This is a genomic window from Leucobacter sp. OH1287 (assembly GCF_003859945.1).
Lineage (GTDB): Bacteria > Actinomycetota > Actinomycetes > Actinomycetales > Microbacteriaceae > Canibacter.
This window is the reverse complement of the sequence record NZ_RQYM01000015.1, coordinates 19,312-35,536: the sequence shown is the minus strand read 5'-3', so window position 1 is coordinate 35,536 and position 16,225 is coordinate 19,312. Positions and strand designations below refer to the sequence as shown.

The following is a 16,225-nucleotide window of genomic DNA, read 5'->3' as shown; positions in this document are numbered from 1 at the left end:
TTATCCAAAGAAATCACCCTTTCATTTTTAGATGAATTGGGCTACTTTTCGAGCGGCGCTAGTGGGCTACTTTTCGACCGTCACTGACAGAGGGTAACGACTCAGTGTTACTTACCTCAGAGTCAGGTATTTTCCTCGGAGGTGTCGCGACTGCTGAAGCCACTGATGCCACCGGTTCTCCGCTTAAAGTATCTTACGTTACGGATGGGAATACCCTTCAGCAAGTGCTCTCCAGCGAATCTGGCCAGATCGTGTATCCTGCAAATGTCACTACATATGCTGGAACAGTATGGTACACGAGCGGATGGGTTACGACAAAGCCCAACTACATCGTGAACGTCAATCCCACTGCTTTGGGCCGTCAGCAGAACGCCTTCAACGTCCACAAATATCATGTGCAGCATGCCAAAGCAGTGCTTGGTACTTACAACGTTAAAAAGTATTGGAACTGGGGGATCGAGCGCCAATTCCTCTGTCATGTGGTTGGGGCTTGGTTTCCAAGCGGAACCTATAACATGGAGTCTTGGCAGCCTGCACTACACTGGAATCAGATTGCAAACCCCTGGGACCGTTGTAATCGTATTAAGTAGCAAATGGAATCGGTTATGAAGATTGCTCTTTACATAACGTCTGCTGTACATGTGGTGTGCCTGTTGGTTTTGCTGCTAGTTGCTGTTATCACCTTCGGTGCAACTGAGTGGGATAGCTTTGAAGGCGCTGACCCCGCGTGGCCAGGCGTGCTTGGGTTTAGCGCACTTTACGGGTTGGTTCTGAGCGGAGCAGGCCTAGTCATCCTCATGGCAGTTACGCTCTTACAGGGTCGCAGGCACAAGTCCTGATTGCAATGGCCCTTGCGTTTAGAACAATTACTCGGTGGTTACCTGCTCGGTGTAGGGGAGGGATGATGATTTTGGCATGTTAACCCTCTTCCTGTTTCAACAATAGTTGAAACAACTGTATGGATTGTCACCAAAACCATCATCACTCCCTAAAGCCCGCAAGCCAAACCAGCAAGAAACCTAAAACACCGGTAGCGCGGGCGAAACGGGATCCACCCGCGAGATAAGCGGTTAAAACTGGCGCTTGATCTGCGCTGCGGCGGCGTTCACCGCGTCAACGATCGGGGAGAGGTCGGAGGGGAAGTTGAAGTGCACAACGGCGACAGCAGCGGGCACCTGGTTGTGCAGGCGCAGCGGCACAGCGAGCGCGTTGACGCCGTCCAAAACCTCAGAGCGGGTGACCGAGTAGCCGCTCTCCCTAACGCTCTTGGCTGCGTCACTGAGCTTGGTTGCGCCGGTGTAGCTGGCAAGCTCGTGCGGTGTGAGAGTCGATTCAATCGCGTGCCCTGGTGCGCCGTGAGAGATGTGGTGACTCGCGCCAGCCTCGCGGGCGATAGTTGCTGTGACATCGGTCGGCTCGATAGCGGCGAGCGTCACAACCCGCTCACCGTCAAGCACGGTGATAAACGCGGTCATCTTCAGTTTGTAGGCGAGCTCGCGCAGGGCGGGCATCGCGGCGGTGTGCAGTGACGGCGAAACGCCCTGAGCCAGTCGGAGCAGTTTCGGGCCGAGAGAGATGCGCCCGGATCCATCACGAATTACAAATCTTCTCTGTTCGAGTGTTCGCAGCGTTCGATACGCCTTCGCGCTGTTCACCTGCAGGGCCTCAGCGAACTCAGAAACAGTCGGTGGGGACGGCAATTCGGCTAGCACCTCAAGTGCGTGGAGTGCGGTGTCAACGGTCTGCGAGATAGTGCCGTTTAGGTTCTTTGATGCTGCCATTCTGATCAGATTTTCAAGTTTTGGATTGCTTTTTCAGGTTCGCTGCAATACTATCATTTTACATTAATTAAAACTCTCTTTCAAATAGTGAAAAGATGTTGGTTTGGCTAGTACCCGAGGAGAATCAATGCAGTTCCACCATCACGGTTACGTTACAACTGATCCACGCGTTCTTCCCGCCGCCGGAGTCGGATTAAATCGTCCAGCTGAAATCCCAGCTGAGGTTGATGTTCTGATTGTTGGTTCGGGACCCGCAGGGATCACGGCGGCAGCGCAGCTCGCCCACTTTCCCGGTGTTGTCACCCGCATCATCGAGCGGCGCGACTCACGGCTAGAGCTCGGGCAGGCTGACGGCATCCAAGCCCGCAGCGTCGAAACATTCCAGGCTTTTGGTTTCGCCGAGGAGATCACAAAAGAGGCATACCAGATCACCGAAACAGCGTTCTGGTCACCGGCGGCAGATAACCCCGCAAACATCGAGCGCACCTCTGTCACCCCAGACGACCCGGTCGGAATCAGTGAGTTCCCGCACCTGATCGTCAACCAGGCGCGAGTCATCGACTACTTCGCCGACTACGCTCGCAACGCGCCAGCGCGCGGCGACATCGACTACGGCTGGGAGTTCGTCGACGTTAGCTACGGCGACGGTGAATACCCGCTTGAGGTGCGGATCCGCGAGGTCACCGGCTACAGCGGCGCCGGTATTAACACCGCCGCAAACAACGTAAAAACCGGTGCTGAACGGGTGATCCGCGCAAAATACCTGCTCGGTGCAGACGGCGCTAGGTCGCAGGTTAGAAGCGTCATCGGTGGATCCCTGAAGGGCTCTGCATCGCTGCACGCCTGGGGGGTTATGGACGTGCTCGCGGTCACAGACTTCCCGGACATTCGCAAAAAGTGTATTATCCACTCGCAGGCGGGGTCAATCCTGCACATCCCTCGCGAGGGCAACTATCTCTGTCGCATCTACGTCGACCTTGGCGACGTTGCCGGGGACGACGGCGGCAGAGTACGTAAAACCCCGCTAACCGAGATTATCGACCGCGCCAACCAGATTCTTCACCCCTACAGCCTCGACGTGCGCAACGTCCCGTGGCACAGTGTTTACGAGGTTGCCCACCGGCTAACCGACCGTTTCGACGACGCAACCACCTCACCAGACGGGAAACCGCGGGTGTTCCTCGCGGGCGACGCCTGCCACACCCACAGCGCAAAAGCCGGCCAGGGAATGAACGTTTCTATCCAGGACGGCTGGAACATCGGCTGGAAACTCGGCTATGTGCTGAGCGGGCTAGCCTCTGAGCAGCTGCTGAAAACCTACTCGGACGAGCGGCAGGTAACCGCGAAAAACCTCATCGACTTTGACCTGGAGTGGTCAAGCCTGATGGCGAAAAAACCAGAAGAGTTTGCAAACCGCGGCGAACTGGAGGCGTTCTACGTGCAGACCGCCGAGTTCCCCGCCGGGTTTATGACCTGCTACGAGCAGTCCGTAATCACCGGGGACGCTGAACAGCAGCAGCTCGCGGCCGGATTTCCAATCGGCAAACGCTTCAAATCAGTTCTCACCAAGCGCGTCGCCGACGCAGTGGATGTGCACCTCGGTCACCACCACCGCGCCGACGGTAGATACCGTCTCTATGCCTTCGCGGACGCGACGGGTGAGCAGCTCGCGAGCTGGGCAGACTGGTTTCTGACGGATCCAGCATCACCGGTTCAACGCTACCGCCGAGACGGCGCAGACCTCGACGCGGTGCTCGACATTAAAGCTGTTTTCCAACAGCAGCACCAAGACGTCCACATTAGCCAGCAGTCACCACTGTTTTTGCCCGCAACCGGGCCATTCGGTCTCACCGACTACGAGAAAATCTACGCAACACACGACAGCGTCGACATTTTCGAGGAGCGGGGAATCAGCCGAGACGGCGCGGTTGTCATCGTCCGCCCAGACCAGTATGTTGCAGCGGTTCTGCCGCTCAACAACCCTGCAGCGGCGGCCGACTATTTTGCAGCCTTTATGCAACCACAGCAGTCCAACGACACAGCAACCAACCCGGTTGCTGGCAGCTAACCACATCCGCAACAACTCAAAGAGGAGACACTATGTCCAACTACACATACGACGAACTACTCGCAGCTGTTTCAGTAGCAGACGGCAAGGCCGCGGTGGATCCGGCAACCGGCGAGGTTATCGGTAACTCACCGGTGCAAACCGTTGCCGAGCTTGACGAGCTGATCGCCACCGCAGCCGCCGCCCAGCCTGCCTGGGCAGCACTGAGTGACGAGGAACGCAGCGCCTACCTGCACAAAGCGGCCGACGCCGTTGAAGCATCCGCTGAGGCGCTCGCCGAACTGCTCTCACGCGAGCAGGGCAAACCGCTCAACGGCCCGAACGCCCGATTCGAGGTCGGCGGCTGTGCCGCTTGGCTGCGTGCCGCCGCAGACACCCCGCTGCCGAGTGAGGTAATCATTGACGATGAGTCAGGTTACGCCGAAATGCACTACCGCCCAATCGGTGTGGTTGGCGCTATCTCGCCGTGGAACTGGCCGATGATGATCTCCATCTGGCAGATCGCGCCGTCACTGCGCATGGGCAACACCGTCGTGATTAAACCGGCCGGCACAACCGAGCTGTCAGTGCTCGCGCTCGTGAAAGTACTGAACGATGTGCTGCCGGAGGGTGTTCTGAACATCGTCACCGGTTCCGGCCGCACCATCGGAGACGCGCTCAGCCGCGATCCGCGTATCGGCAAACTGATGTTCACCGGCTCAACCGAGGTTGGCAAGCAGATTATTGCGGCATCGGCGCAGAACGTTGCGCGTCTCACCCTCGAGCTGGGTGGCAATGACGCGGGTATTGTGCTGCCCGATGCGGATCCAGCAGCAATCGCCGAGGGACTGTTCTGGGGCGCGTTCATCAACACCGGCCAGACCTGTGCTGCGCTGAAACGCCTCTACGTTCACGACTCAATCTACGACGCGGTTGTTGACGAGGTGGCAAAGTTTGCAAAGAACGTGCCAATGGGTAACGGCCTTGAGGAGCAGAGCCTGCTCGGTCCGCTACAAAACCAGGGCCAGTTCGAGATCGTTGACCGGCTCGTCGAGTCAGCCAAGGCCGCTGGCGCGCGGGTTGTTTTGGGTGGCGAACCAGACCGGGACGCACCGGGTCACTTCTACCCAACCACCATCATCGCCGACATTGATCCACAGCACGAGCTCGTGCTGAAGGAGCAGTTCGGTCCGGTGCTGCCGATTATCCGCTACAGCGACCTCGACGAGGCGATTAAGCTCGCCAACGAGCTCGAGTTCGGTCTCGGTTCATCGGTTTGGACAAGCGACCGCGAGCAGGCGATGGCGGTTGCGTCACGACTGCAGGCAGGCACAACCTGGATTAACTCACACGGCGGACTGCACCCGATGGTGCCGTTCGGCGGTGCAAAACAGTCCGGTTACGGACGCGAGTTCGGCGTGGAGGGCCTCAAAGCCGTCGCCGAGCCACACGTAATCAGCGGACGCTAACTCTCTAGAAACAGGCAACGAGGCTAGGGAAAAGGAGAACACCATGGACACAGATAAGCGGCAAACCCAAACCGCCGTAACAACCGGAGCAGACGGCAACCCGGCGGGTCTGAGCAGGAGAGTGCTCGGGGTGCCCGCGATCACTATGATGATTATTGCGGCGTCCGCGCCGCTGACGGTGGTTGCCGGCGGCGTCACAACCTCCTTCGCTGTCACCGAGTCCCTCGGGGTTCCCCTCGGTTACCTGCTGATCGCGTTAATCCTCACGGTTTTCGCGGTCGGTTACACCGCCATGAGCCGCTACGTCACCAACGCTGGCGCCTTCTACGCATACATTGCGCAGGGCTTAAGCAGACCGTTTGGTGTGGGCGGATCCCTCGTCGCCCTCGTCTCATACAACGTGATGCAGATCGGCATCTACGGCCTGTTTGGATTCCAGCTCTCAAGCATGATCCAGGCAAAAACCGGGGTGGAAACCCCGTGGTGGCTGTGGGTTGTCGTCTGCATCGCGCTGGTGGGATTCCTCGGGGTGAGAAGCGTTGACCTGTCCGCGAAAGTGCTCGGTGTTTTGGTTGCGCTCGAGTTCGTTGCGGTGCTGGTCTTTGACGTTGTTTCACTGACGGTCGCACCCGAGGGTGTTACCGCTGAAACCCTCAACCCCGGCCACCTGCTAGGCTCGGCTTTCGGCATTGTGCTGGTGTTTGGTGTTGCGGCGTTTATGGGATTCGAGTCGGGAGCAATCTACGGCGAGGAGGCGAAGGATCCAAAACGGACCGTGCCACGGGCAACCTACCTCGCGGTCGTAATCATCGGGGTGTTCTACGCGGTTAGCGCCTGGGCGTTCTCGGTCGGTATCGGGCCGTCAGCGATTGTTGGCGAGGCACAGCAGTCAGGCCCCGACCTGATGTTCATCTTCATGGGCGCAAACACCAGCGTGATAATCGCGGACATTATGACCGTGCTGTTTATTACGAGCCTGTTTGCGGCGCTGCAGGCGTTCCACAACGCCGTCGCACGCTACTTCTACTCGCTCGGACGCGAGGGCGTGCTGCCGAACCAGCTGTCGAAAACAACCGCCGCCGGGGCGCCGTGGGTGGGATCCGTCACCCAGACAGTGCTGGCGCTGGTTGTTGTTGCCGGGTTCGCGATCGCCGGTGACGCCCTCGGTGCTGCCGAGGATTTGTTTGGGGATCTCGCGGTCCTCTACCCGGTGCTGACCATGTTTAACTGGCTCACCAACACCGGCGCTGCCGGTCTAGTCCTGCTGATGGCGATTTCGGCGCTGAGTGTTATCGGCTTCTTTAAGCAAAACAATCGAGGCCTAAACCCCTGGGTGACAACCGTTGCCCCGGCCGTTTCAGGCATTGCGCTGCTCGGTGTGTTTGTGATGATTTTGGCCAACTTCCCGTTGATGCTCGGCCAAGAAAAACCTGATGTGACAACCTTTGTGCTGCCCGGTATTGTGCTGTTCGCGCTGCTGTTCGGGATCCTCTGGGGGCTCGTGCTAAGCAGCGTCAAACCCGAAATCTACAGGCAGATCGGGCACGGCACCGAACCGGGTGCCTACGGCACACAGGTTATTGATGTTGTAGGAGTGGAGGATAAAAATGTCTAACACAAAAATCGAGTTTCTGTATCTGAACGAACCGGATATGATTCGCGCGGGAGTGACCAATATGGCAGAGTGCGTTGAAACCATGAGCGATATGTTGCAGCTGTTTGCCGCCGGTGACTATCGTATGGCTGGAGCGGAAAACAACTCCCACGGCGCGATGCTCTTCTTCCCCGAAACCTCCCCGTTTGCGGGAATGCCGCTCGACGGTCCAGACCGCCGCTTCATGGCGATGCCGGCGTATTTGGGCGGCGAATACCAGATGGCAGGCTGCAAATGGTATGGATCCAACGTCGAAAACAAGCAGCACGGTTTGCCGCGCTCCATCCTAATGTTCACGCTCAACGACAAAGATACTGGTGCTCCGCTCGCGCACATGTCAGCGAACCTTTTGAGCGCCTACCGCACCGGCGCAATCCCCGGGGTTGGCGCCAAATACCTGGCGCTGCAGGACGCCAGCACCGTCGGCATTATCGGCCCGGGGCCGATGAACCGCACCTCGCTTGAGTCGTTTGTTGCGGTCCGCCCGGGAATCAAACACGTGAAGGTGGCGGGCAGAAGCCAGGACGGCGTTGACCGGTTCATCAGCTGGGGGCAGAGCAAGTTCCCGGAGATCACCTTCGAGCAGGTGCGAGACGCCGAGGAGGCAACACGCGGCAGCGACATTGTCAGCATCGCCGTGCCGAGCCCTTCCGGGTCAGAAAACTATCCGTTTGTGGCATCTGACTGGGTGAAACCCGGCGCCTTTATCTGCTGTTCTGCGCACCTCAGACTTGACGAAGAACTGATTCAGCGTTCCCGCCACGTCGCTGACGCCCGGAAGATCTATCAGGCGTGGGCTGAGGAGCTCCCGAGCCCCGCCCACGAGACGGTCGGAATCTGGGGAATGCACCTGGTTGACAGGGTCCGCGACGGCCGCATGGATGCTGACCAGTTCGAGGACATTGGGGAGATTATCGCCGGTGACAAACCGGGGCGTCAGAGCGAAGACGAGATTTTCGTCTACTCGGTTGGCGGGATGCCGGTTGAGGATGTTGCCTGGGCAACCAAGGTCTATCGCAACGCGATCCGCGACGGAATCGGCACTAAGCTGACCCTCTGGGAGGAGCCCGCGCTGTCATAGCGGGCGGGTTGGCTGACAACACAAACAGGTTAAACACAGCAGGTTAAAGGAGTGAATATGGACCAGCACCGCGCGGATGTTGTTGTGATCGGCGCCGGCACAGTTGGTGCGATGGCGCTGTGGCAGCTCAGCAAGAACAGCAAACTGCGGGTTGTCGGGATTGAGCAGTACGGTCGCGTCCACTCGCACGGCTCCTACGCCGGCGAGTCGCGGGTTTTCCGCACCGCCGTGCACGAGGGCGGCACCTATGTGCGGATGATTCAGCGCTCCCGCGACCTGTGGCGGCAGCTCGAAAAAGAATCGAAGCAGCAGATCTATCAGGAGGTTGGCTGCCTGAGCATCGCGCCCGAGGGCTTCCCCGACCTGGAGACAGCGCTCGGCACGGTTAGGGACTTTGAGATTCCGCACCGGGTTTTAACCACCGAGGAGCTGCGCAAAGAATACCCGCAGCACCGCATCTTCGACGGCGATATCGGACTGCTTGACGAGCACGGCGGCGGACTGCGGCCGGAGGTGGCGATTATGAGCGCCCTCGACGTTGCAGAGAAGAACGGCGCCGAACTGCACTTCAACACCCGGGTTATCGGGGTTGAGCGGCAGCAGAACGGGGTGCTTGTGCGCACAACCGCCGGCACCTGGCTCGCAAACCAGGTGGTTGTTGCCTCCGGATCCTGGTCGACGCGGCTGTTCCCGCAGCTGAACGAGCTGCTGCGCCTGCAGGTGCTGGGGCTCACCTGGTTTATGCCGCGCCACCCGAAACAGTTTGTGCCGCGCAAATTCCCGGCGTTCCTGCGAGACATCGGCGAGGTACACTTCTTTGGTGCCCCAAGCTTCGACGGTTACTCGTTTAAAGCCTGCACCAACCCGGAGTGGCCGGTTTTCCGTGACGTCTCCGAGGTGCCAACCCACCACACTCGCGACGAGCTGATTAAGATCGGACAGCGCGCCGCCGAGATTTTCACGGACATCAACCCGGAACCGGTGCGGGAGAGCGTCCACCACTGCGCCTACACACCAGACCGTCTGCCGGTTGTTGACCTCAGCGATGACGGCAGAATTGTGACAATCGCTGGCCTCTCAGGTCACGGGTTTAAATTCTCGCCGCAGCTGGGCGAGTGGGCTGCGCAGCTGGTTAGTGGTTCAACCGACGGGGTGGATCCGCGATTCGCCCTCGCATCTCACATGCAGCGCCTCAGCGTGCTGGGGCCGTACGCGGGCGGCGGCCACTAGCGGCAGCCACCAAAACAGGAGCGTTTAAAGAGGTAGAAAGTGCTAACAGAAACACAGATCGCGAAAATCGCTGACGAGCTGGAGCAGGCCGACCGGGATCGGGCGGTGCTGCCGCGGCTGACACAGCGGTTCCCGGAGATGACCGTTAACGACTCGTATGCGATCCAAAAGCGCTGGTCAGACACCAGAATCGAGCGGGGTGCGCGGCTTGTCGGGCGCAAGATTGGGCTCACCAGTAAAGTTATGCAGGTGGCGACCGGTATCACCGAGCCGGACTACGGCGTGATCCACGACGATATGGTGTTTGAATCAGGGTCGGTGCTGGAGTTTGACCGGTTCTCGAACGTCAGAATCGAGGTTGAGCTCGCGTTTGTGCTCAATAAACCGCTCGCAGGTCCGAACGTCACCGTGTTTGATGTGCTGGACGCAACCGCCTATGTTGTGCCGGCGCTGGAGGTGCTCAACTCCCACCTCGAGCTTGAGGGCCGCACAATCGTTGACACGATCAGCGACAACGCCGCAATGGGTGCGATGGTTGTGGGCGGATCCCCGGTCCGCGTCGATCAGGTTGATCTGCCGTGGGCGAAGGCGCTGCTCTACCGGAACGAGAGCATTGAGGATTCCGGTGTTGCCGGTGCGGTGCTTGGCCACCCGGCGCGCGGTGTTGCCTGGCTGGCAAACAAGCTCGCCCAGCACGGGCAGACTCTCGCCGCCGGTGAGATTATCCTCGCCGGATCCTTCACCAAACCGATGTGGATTGAGCGCGGCGACACCGTGCACGCTGACTATCACGAACTGGGGGTTGTGAGTTGCCGGTTCGAGTAAACCTCCCAAAAACCCTGACGGAGCGTCTCGCTGAATCCGACGAGCCGCTGTTTGGGCTGTGGTGCTGCTCTGGCAGCGCGATCAACGCTGAGATTGTCGCGGGCAGCGGCTGTGACTGGGTGCTTGTGGACGCCGAGCACTCGCCGAACGGACTGGAGTCGATTCTCGCGCAGCTTTACGCGCTGTCGGGTTACCCGGTAACACCGGTTGTGCGGCCTCCGTTTGGTGACACGGTGACGCTGAAACAGTTCCTTGACCTGGGCGTGCAGAACCTGCTGATCCCGATGGTGGACACCGGTGAGCAGGCTCGCGAGATCGCTCGCGCGGTCAGCTACCCGGACGGATCCGCTGCGGGCGGAGTGCGCGGGGTTGGTTCGGCGCTCGCGAGATCGTCACGCTGGAATCGTGTGCCGAACTATCTCGCCAATGCGCGAAGCACCGTCAGTTTGACCGTGCAGATTGAGAGCGCGGAGGCGGTTAATAACGCCGAGGAGATTATTAACACCGACGGTGTTGACGCGGTGTTTGTTGGACCGGCGGATCTCGCTGCCTCGCTCGGCCTGATCGGGCAGCCTAGCCACCCGGAGGTTGTTTCCCGGGTTTTGCGGGTGATTGAGCTGGCGAACAGCGCCAAGAAACCTGTCGGGGTTAACGCCTTTGCTGAGGCTGACGCGCGGCGCTATCTGGCCGCGGGTGCAAACTTTGTTGCGGTCGGGGCGGATGTTGCGATTCTCGCGAGGCAGACCGAGCAGTTGATCGCGAAGTATCGTGAGCCCGGTGCCGCTGGAGCCGCTGGCGCGCCCGACGGGGGATTAGGAAACGAGTCTGTTGCTACGGAATCTGGGGGATACTAGGATGACAAAAACCACCGCTGAACTGGGGATTGCCTTGCAGGGTAAGGTGCCGGGCAAGATTATTGCGCTGCACCTGAACTATCCGTCGCGGATGGAGCAGCGCGGTCGCAGCCCGGAGCACCCGTCCTACTTTATTAAACCGGTTTCATCGCTCGCGCAAACCGGCGGCACGGTTGAACGCCCCGCCGGCACGGAACTGCTCGCGTTTGAGGGTGAGATTGCGCTGATTATCGGGCAGACCGCCAGGTGGGTAACACCCGAAACCGGCTGGGAGTATGTTTCCGGCGTGACCGCGGTTAATGACCTCGGGCTCTACGATCTGCGCGACGTGGATAAGGGATCCAACCTGCGAAACAAGGGCGGCGACGGTTACACACCGGTTGGCCCCGGCGTGATCGCGACCGCTGGCAGAAAACCGGGCGAGTTCCGGGTGCGTACCTGGGTTAACGACAAGCTCGTGCAGGAGGACACAAGCGACACCCTGATGTTCAGTTTCGGGCAGATTGTTGCGGATCTTTCACAGCACCTGACTCTCTACCCCGGCGATCTGATCCTCACCGGCACCCCCGCAGGATCAACCGTGATTGTGCCGGGCGACACAGTTGCCGTTGAGGTGGACACCCCCGGCAGCCGCAACCCGCAGAGCACCGGCCGGCTGGTCACCACGGTTGTGGAGTCGTCCCGCCCGGTAGGCGACTACGGCGCAAAACCGCGGGTTGACGACAGTAAACGGTTGGAAGCATGGGGTGATGCCGAGACCCACGCGGCGGCGGTTGCCGCTGGTAAGGCGAGCCCGCTCGACAGCGCGGCGGGCGGCGGCAACGGCGGTGCTAACGGCGCTGCTGGCGCTGGCGCTGGGGCAAATGGCGCTGGGGTAAACGGCGCTGGCGTGGCTGGCGCGGCGGGGGTGGATCCGCTCACCCCGCAGCTGCGGGAGCTACTCAGCGAGGTGGCTGTCGCAACCGTCTCGGCGGAGCTGCGTAAACGCGGCTACGTCGATATCTTCCTTGACGGTGTGAAACCGACAAAGCCCGGCGTGAAAACCCTCGGGGTTGCGAAAACTCTGCGGTTTATTCCCTTCAGGCCAGACCTGTTTAAACAGTACGGCGGCGGGTTTAACGCGCAGAAGCGGGCGTTCGACAGTGTCGGCGCGGGCGAGGTGCTGGTGATTGAGGCGCGTGGCAGAGAAGCCTCGGGAACGGTCGGCGATGTGCTCGCACTGCGCGCCAAATACCGTGGCGCGGCCGGCGTTGTCACCGACGGCTGCGTGCGCGACAGCGGCGCGGTTGCAGAGATTGATATTCCGGTGTTTGCGAAGGGATCCCACCCCAGCGTGCTCGGGCGAGTGCACGTGCCTTGGGAGACAGACGTTGCGATCAGCTGCGGCGGTGCCGCGGTGATCCCGGGCGACATTATTATGGGCGATGATGACGGCGTGATTGTGATTCCGGCGGCGCTTCTCGAGGAGGTCGCGCACGCGGCCGCCAAGCAGGAGCGAGAGGATGCCTGGATTGCCGAACAGGTTAACGCTGGCGCCGCGGTTGATGGCCTGTTCCCGATGAACGCCCAGTGGCGCGCAAGATACGAGGCCGAGACAGAGAAAAAGGGGGATGATGGATCCACAAAAGCAGCTTAACCGGAACCAACAGCGGCGCCGCACCCACGGGCGCACCCCAGAAACAGAGCAGATTTTTAAGACCTAAGGAGAGCTATCATGAACCACGAAAAACCAGCAGGGCTGCCGGACAAGATCCGTCACTTTATTGACGGCGAGTTTGTTGACTCGGTGGACGGTGACGAGTTTGACGTTATCGATCCGGTAACCAATCAGCCGTACATTAAGGCTGCGTCAGGCAAAAAAGCAGACGTTGACCTCGCCGTTGCCGCCGCAACCCGCGCCTTCAAAGAGGGGCCGTGGCCGAAACTGCTGCCGCGGCAGCGGGCGCGTGTGCTGCACAAAATCGCTGACATTGTTGAATCGCGTGACGAGCAGCTTGCGGCGATGGAGAGCTGGGATTCCGGTCTGCCAATCACCCAAGCGAAAGGGCAAGCGCAGCGTGCCGCCGAGAACTTCAGATTCTTTGCGGATCTAATTGTGTCACAGCACGATGACACCTTTAAGGTGCCGGGCAGGCAGATCAACTATGTTAACCGGAAACCGATCGGCGTTGCCGGTCTGATCACCCCGTGGAACACCCCGTTCATGCTGGAGTCATGGAAGCTGGCGCCGGCGCTCGCAACCGGAAACACCGTGGTGTTAAAACCCGCGGAGTTTACCCCGCTGTCTGCGTCACTGTGGGCGGAGATATTCCGTGAGGCCGGTGTGCCAGACGGTGTTTTCAACCTGGTAAACGGCTTCGGTGAAACAGCCGGTGACGCACTCGTGAAACACCCGGATGTGCCGCTTATCTCGTTCACCGGTGAGAGCAAAACCGGGCAGATTATCTTCGGCAACGCGGCCCCTCACCTAAAGGGCCTGTCGATGGAGCTCGGCGGTAAAAGCCCGGCGATTGTGTTCGCGGACGCCGACCTGGAGCAGGCGCTCGACGCAACCGTGTTCGGTGTTTACAGCTTGAACGGTGAACGCTGCACAGCCGGATCCCGTATCCTGGTGCAGCGTGACATCTACGACGAGTTTGTTGAGCGCTATGCGGAGCGCGCCAAGAACATCGTGGTTGGTTTGCCGAGCGATCCGAAAACAGAGGTTGGTGCGCTTGTGCACCCGGAGCACTTCGAGAAGGTTATGAGCTATGTTGAGCTCGGCAAAACCGAGGGGCGTTTGATCGCCGGCGGCGGCAGGCCAGAGGAGTTCCCGGAGGGTAACTTTGTTGCGCCGACCGCGTTCGCTGACGTGTCACCGGACGCTCGAATCTTCCAGGAGGAAATCTTCGGACCGGTTGTTGCGATCACCCCGTTTGACACCGATGAGGAAGCTCTGGAGCTCGCCAACAACACCAAATACGGTCTCGCGGCCTACATTTGGACCTCGAACCTGAAGCGCGCACACAACTTCGCGCAGGCTGTTGAGGCGGGAATGGTTTGGCTGAACTCGAACAATGTGCGTGACCTGCGCACACCGTTCGGCGGCGTGAAAGCGTCCGGTCTCGGCCACGAGGGTGGCTACCGCTCAATCGATTTCTACACCGACCAGCAGGCGGTGCACATTACCCTTAACGAGTCGCACTCACCGCGTTTTGGTGCAGCTCAAAAACAGTAATTTGGCAAACAAGACTCTAAGGAAGAGAACATGTCGAAACTAAACGAGGCAGATAAAACATCATCCGGTTTCTGGGTGACAAAAGAAGCACCGATCGAGGCGGCAAACCCGGTGAAAACCCCGAGCGCGCCCGCGCCCGATATCCTGCGGTGTGCGTACATGGAACTGGTTGTCACGGATCTAAAAAAATCCCGCAACTTCTACGTTGACGTGCTCGGACTGTACGTCACCGAGGAGGACGACAGCACCGTTTACCTGCGCTCAACCGAGGAGTTCATCCACCACAACCTGGTGCTCAGGCAGGGACCAGTCGCGGCCGTTGCTGCGTTCTCCTACCGGGTGAGAACCCCCGAGGATCTCGACAAAGCGGTTGCGTTCTACACCGAGCTGGGCTGTGATGTGCGTCGCAACGAGAACGGTTTTGTGAAGGGCATCGGCGATTCGGTGCGGGTTGTGGATCCGCTCGGCTTCCCGTACGAGTTCTTCTACCAGACCGAGCACGTTGAGAGAATGTCTTGGCACTACGAGAAGCACATTCCCGGTGAGCTGGTCAGGCTTGACCACTTCAACCAGGTCACCCCGGACGTGCCGCGCGCGGTCCGCCACTACCAGGATCTTGGTTTCCGCGTAACCGAGGACATTCAGGATAAAGAGGGCACCGTCTATGCTGCGTGGCTGCGTCGCAAGCCAACCGTGCACGACACCGCCGCAACCGGCGGCGACGGCCCGCGCATGCACCACGTCGCCTTCGCAACACACGAGAAACACAACATTCTCGCGATCTGCGACAAGCTCGGCGCGCTGCGCATGAGCGACATGATCGAGCGTGGACCAGGCAGGCACGGCGTCTCAAACGCCTTCTATCTCTACCTGCGGGATCCCGACGGTCACCGCGTGGAAATCTACACCCAGGACTACTACACGGGCGACCCAGACAACCCGGTAGTCACCTGGGATGTGCACGACAACCAGCGCCGCGACTGGTGGGGCAACCCGGTTGTGCCATCATGGTACACCGACGCTTCACTCGTGCTCGACCTCGACGGCAACCCACAGCCGGTTGTCGCCCGCACTGACAGCAGCGAGATGGCGGTAACCATCGGCGCCGACGGCTTCTCATACACCCGCGAGGGTGACACCGAGAAGGGCTTTAAGCTCGGCGAGACGCTCTAGGTCGTAGCTTAAACAGGAAATACCCCGCGGGAAACCCGCGGGGTATTTGCCGTTCTCTGGGGAGTTTTCGGGCAGTTACTTTTGGAGTTTTGCTGCCCGCTCTGTCATCCGCTGTGAAACATAAACCGGGATCAGCGACAGCAGGATGATAATCGTCGCCACCACATTCACCTGGTTTGCTTCGTTCGGTCTTGCCATCTGGTTCATAATCCAGATCGGCAGTGTGTCCACTCCCGGGGGTGCGGTGAACACCGTGACATAGACCTCGTCAAACGATAGAGCGAAAGCGAGTAAACCACCCGCGATGAAGGCGCCCCTGAACTGTGGGAAGGTGACAAGGCTGAATGTTTTACCGATGCCCGCACCGAGATCCATCGACGCCTCCTCCAGGTTGGGGTTCATGCGACGGAGCCTGGCAATCACATTGTTGAAAACCATCACAATGCAGAATGTTGCGTGGGCGATAATCAGGCCAGCGTACCCAACCTTGATGCCCGCCGGATCCAGCACCTGATAGAAGGTGTTTGAGAGCGCGACACCGGTGACAACACCGGGCAGGGTGATCGGCAGAATAATCATCAGGTTCACGGTTTCGCGCCCGAAGAATTTGAAACGCTGCAGCGCGAAAGCGGCAAGTGTGCCAAGCAGCAGGGCGATAGCCGTTGCGGCCGCGGCAACCACCAGCGAGTGCACAAGGGACTGCAACATCGCCTCGTTTGTTAGTGCCTTCTGCCACCATTCCATACTGAAGTTAACTACCGGCCAGCCTGCGACCTTGTTAGCGTTAAACGAGTTGACGATAATCACCAGCAGCGGGATATAGATCGCGATCAGCAACAGAATCGCGATTGTTGAGATAGTGATTTTGAGACTGCGACTGAGATACAACACTTT

At 59.5% G+C, this 16,225-nt stretch carries 13 protein-coding genes; 11 read left to right on the top strand and 2 right to left on the bottom strand.

Annotated elements, in window-relative coordinates; genetic code table 11:
• Nucleotides 1–104: 104 nt before the first annotated feature.
• Complete coding sequence (locus EII30_RS07920) at nt 105–590, top strand: hypothetical protein (RefSeq protein WP_124886797.1); 486 nt, start codon at nt 105–107, stop codon at nt 588–590.
• A gap of 480 nt (nt 591–1,070) precedes the next feature.
• Here EII30_RS07920 and EII30_RS07915 read toward each other — a convergent pair whose 3' ends face one another.
• Nucleotides 1,071–1,781, bottom strand: coding sequence for an IclR family transcriptional regulator (locus tag EII30_RS07915; protein WP_124886796.1), 711 nt, complete (start codon nt 1,779–1,781; stop codon nt 1,071–1,073).
• A gap of 127 nt (nt 1,782–1,908) precedes the next feature.
• Here EII30_RS07915 and EII30_RS07910 point away from each other — a divergent pair, with 127 nt between their 5' ends.
• The 10 genes from EII30_RS07910 to hpaD all read left to right on the top strand — a co-directional run bounded on the left by EII30_RS07910 (nt 1,909) and on the right by hpaD (nt 15,331).
• Nucleotides 1,909–3,849 carry an FAD-dependent monooxygenase gene (locus EII30_RS07910; protein ID WP_124886795.1) on the top strand — a complete coding sequence of 647 codons (1,941 nt, stop codon included), beginning with the start codon at nt 1,909–1,911 and terminating at the stop codon, nt 3,847–3,849.
• Nucleotides 3,850–3,881: 32 nt separating this feature from the next.
• A complete protein-coding gene (locus EII30_RS07905) occupies nt 3,882–5,297 on the top strand; it encodes an aldehyde dehydrogenase family protein (RefSeq protein WP_124886794.1) in 1,416 nt (471 codons plus the stop codon).
• A 43-nt stretch (nt 5,298–5,340) separates the two neighbouring features.
• On the top strand, nt 5,341–6,912 hold the full coding sequence (locus EII30_RS07900) for an APC family permease (protein ID WP_370267065.1): 1,572 nt from the start codon (nt 5,341–5,343) through the stop codon (nt 6,910–6,912).
• Entirely contained in the window at nt 6,905–8,032 is a 1,128-nt protein-coding gene (locus EII30_RS07895) for a tyramine oxidase subunit B (protein WP_124886793.1), read from the top strand. The genes EII30_RS07900 and EII30_RS07895 overlap by 8 nt, the downstream gene beginning before the upstream one ends.
• Before the next feature lie 57 nt (nt 8,033–8,089).
• Nucleotides 8,090–9,262, top strand: coding sequence for an N-methyl-L-tryptophan oxidase (gene solA / locus EII30_RS07890; RefSeq protein ID WP_124886792.1), 1,173 nt, complete (start codon nt 8,090–8,092; stop codon nt 9,260–9,262).
• 39 nt (nt 9,263–9,301) lie between these two features.
• The gene (locus EII30_RS07885) at nt 9,302–10,087 is read left to right on the top strand and encodes a fumarylacetoacetate hydrolase family protein (protein WP_124886791.1); all 786 of its coding nucleotides are present in this window, start codon (nt 9,302–9,304) and stop codon (nt 10,085–10,087) included.
• Nucleotides 10,072–10,941 (top strand): HpcH/HpaI aldolase/citrate lyase family protein, encoded by an 870-nt coding sequence (locus EII30_RS07880; protein WP_124886790.1) that lies wholly within the window; start codon nt 10,072–10,074, stop codon nt 10,939–10,941. The genes EII30_RS07885 and EII30_RS07880 overlap by 16 nt, the downstream gene beginning before the upstream one ends.
• Nucleotide 10,942: 1 nt before the next feature.
• Entirely contained in the window at nt 10,943–12,577 is a 1,635-nt protein-coding gene (locus tag EII30_RS07875; RefSeq protein ID WP_124886789.1) for a fumarylacetoacetate hydrolase family protein, read from the top strand.
• Nucleotides 12,578–12,655: 78 nt separating this feature from the next.
• The gene (hpaE, locus tag EII30_RS07870) at nt 12,656–14,158 is read left to right on the top strand and encodes a 5-carboxymethyl-2-hydroxymuconate semialdehyde dehydrogenase (protein ID WP_124886788.1); all 1,503 of its coding nucleotides are present in this window, start codon (nt 12,656–12,658) and stop codon (nt 14,156–14,158) included.
• A 30-nt stretch (nt 14,159–14,188) separates the two neighbouring features.
• Entirely contained in the window at nt 14,189–15,331 is a 1,143-nt protein-coding gene (gene hpaD / locus EII30_RS07865) for a 3,4-dihydroxyphenylacetate 2,3-dioxygenase (RefSeq protein ID WP_124886787.1), read from the top strand.
• 75 nt (nt 15,332–15,406) lie between these two features.
• Here the strand turns inward: hpaD and EII30_RS07860 are convergent, their stop codons facing one another.
• Entirely contained in the window at nt 15,407–16,222 is an 816-nt protein-coding gene (locus EII30_RS07860; RefSeq protein ID WP_124886786.1) for an ABC transporter permease, read from the bottom strand.
• Nucleotides 16,223–16,225 lie beyond the last annotated feature (3 nt).

Excerpts from the sequence above, each read along its gene's own strand:
- EII30_RS07915 (WP_124886796.1), bottom strand. The coding sequence starts at position 1,781 with ATGGCAGCATCAAAGAACCTAAACGGCACTATCTCGCAGACCGTTGAC.
- EII30_RS07910 (WP_124886795.1), top strand. The coding sequence starts at position 1,909 with ATGCAGTTCCACCATCACGGTTACGTTACAACTGATCCACGCGTTCTT.
- EII30_RS07905 (WP_124886794.1), top strand. The coding sequence starts at position 3,882 with ATGTCCAACTACACATACGACGAACTACTCGCAGCTGTTTCAGTAGCA.
- EII30_RS07900 (WP_370267065.1), top strand. The coding sequence starts at position 5,341 with ATGGACACAGATAAGCGGCAAACCCAAACCGCCGTAACAACCGGAGCA.
- EII30_RS07895 (WP_124886793.1), top strand. The coding sequence starts at position 6,905 with ATGTCTAACACAAAAATCGAGTTTCTGTATCTGAACGAACCGGATATG.
- solA (WP_124886792.1), top strand. The coding sequence starts at position 8,090 with ATGGACCAGCACCGCGCGGATGTTGTTGTGATCGGCGCCGGCACAGTT.
- EII30_RS07875 (WP_124886789.1), top strand. The coding sequence starts at position 10,943 with ATGACAAAAACCACCGCTGAACTGGGGATTGCCTTGCAGGGTAAGGTG.
- hpaE (WP_124886788.1), top strand. The coding sequence starts at position 12,656 with ATGAACCACGAAAAACCAGCAGGGCTGCCGGACAAGATCCGTCACTTT.
- hpaD (WP_124886787.1), top strand. The coding sequence starts at position 14,189 with ATGTCGAAACTAAACGAGGCAGATAAAACATCATCCGGTTTCTGGGTG.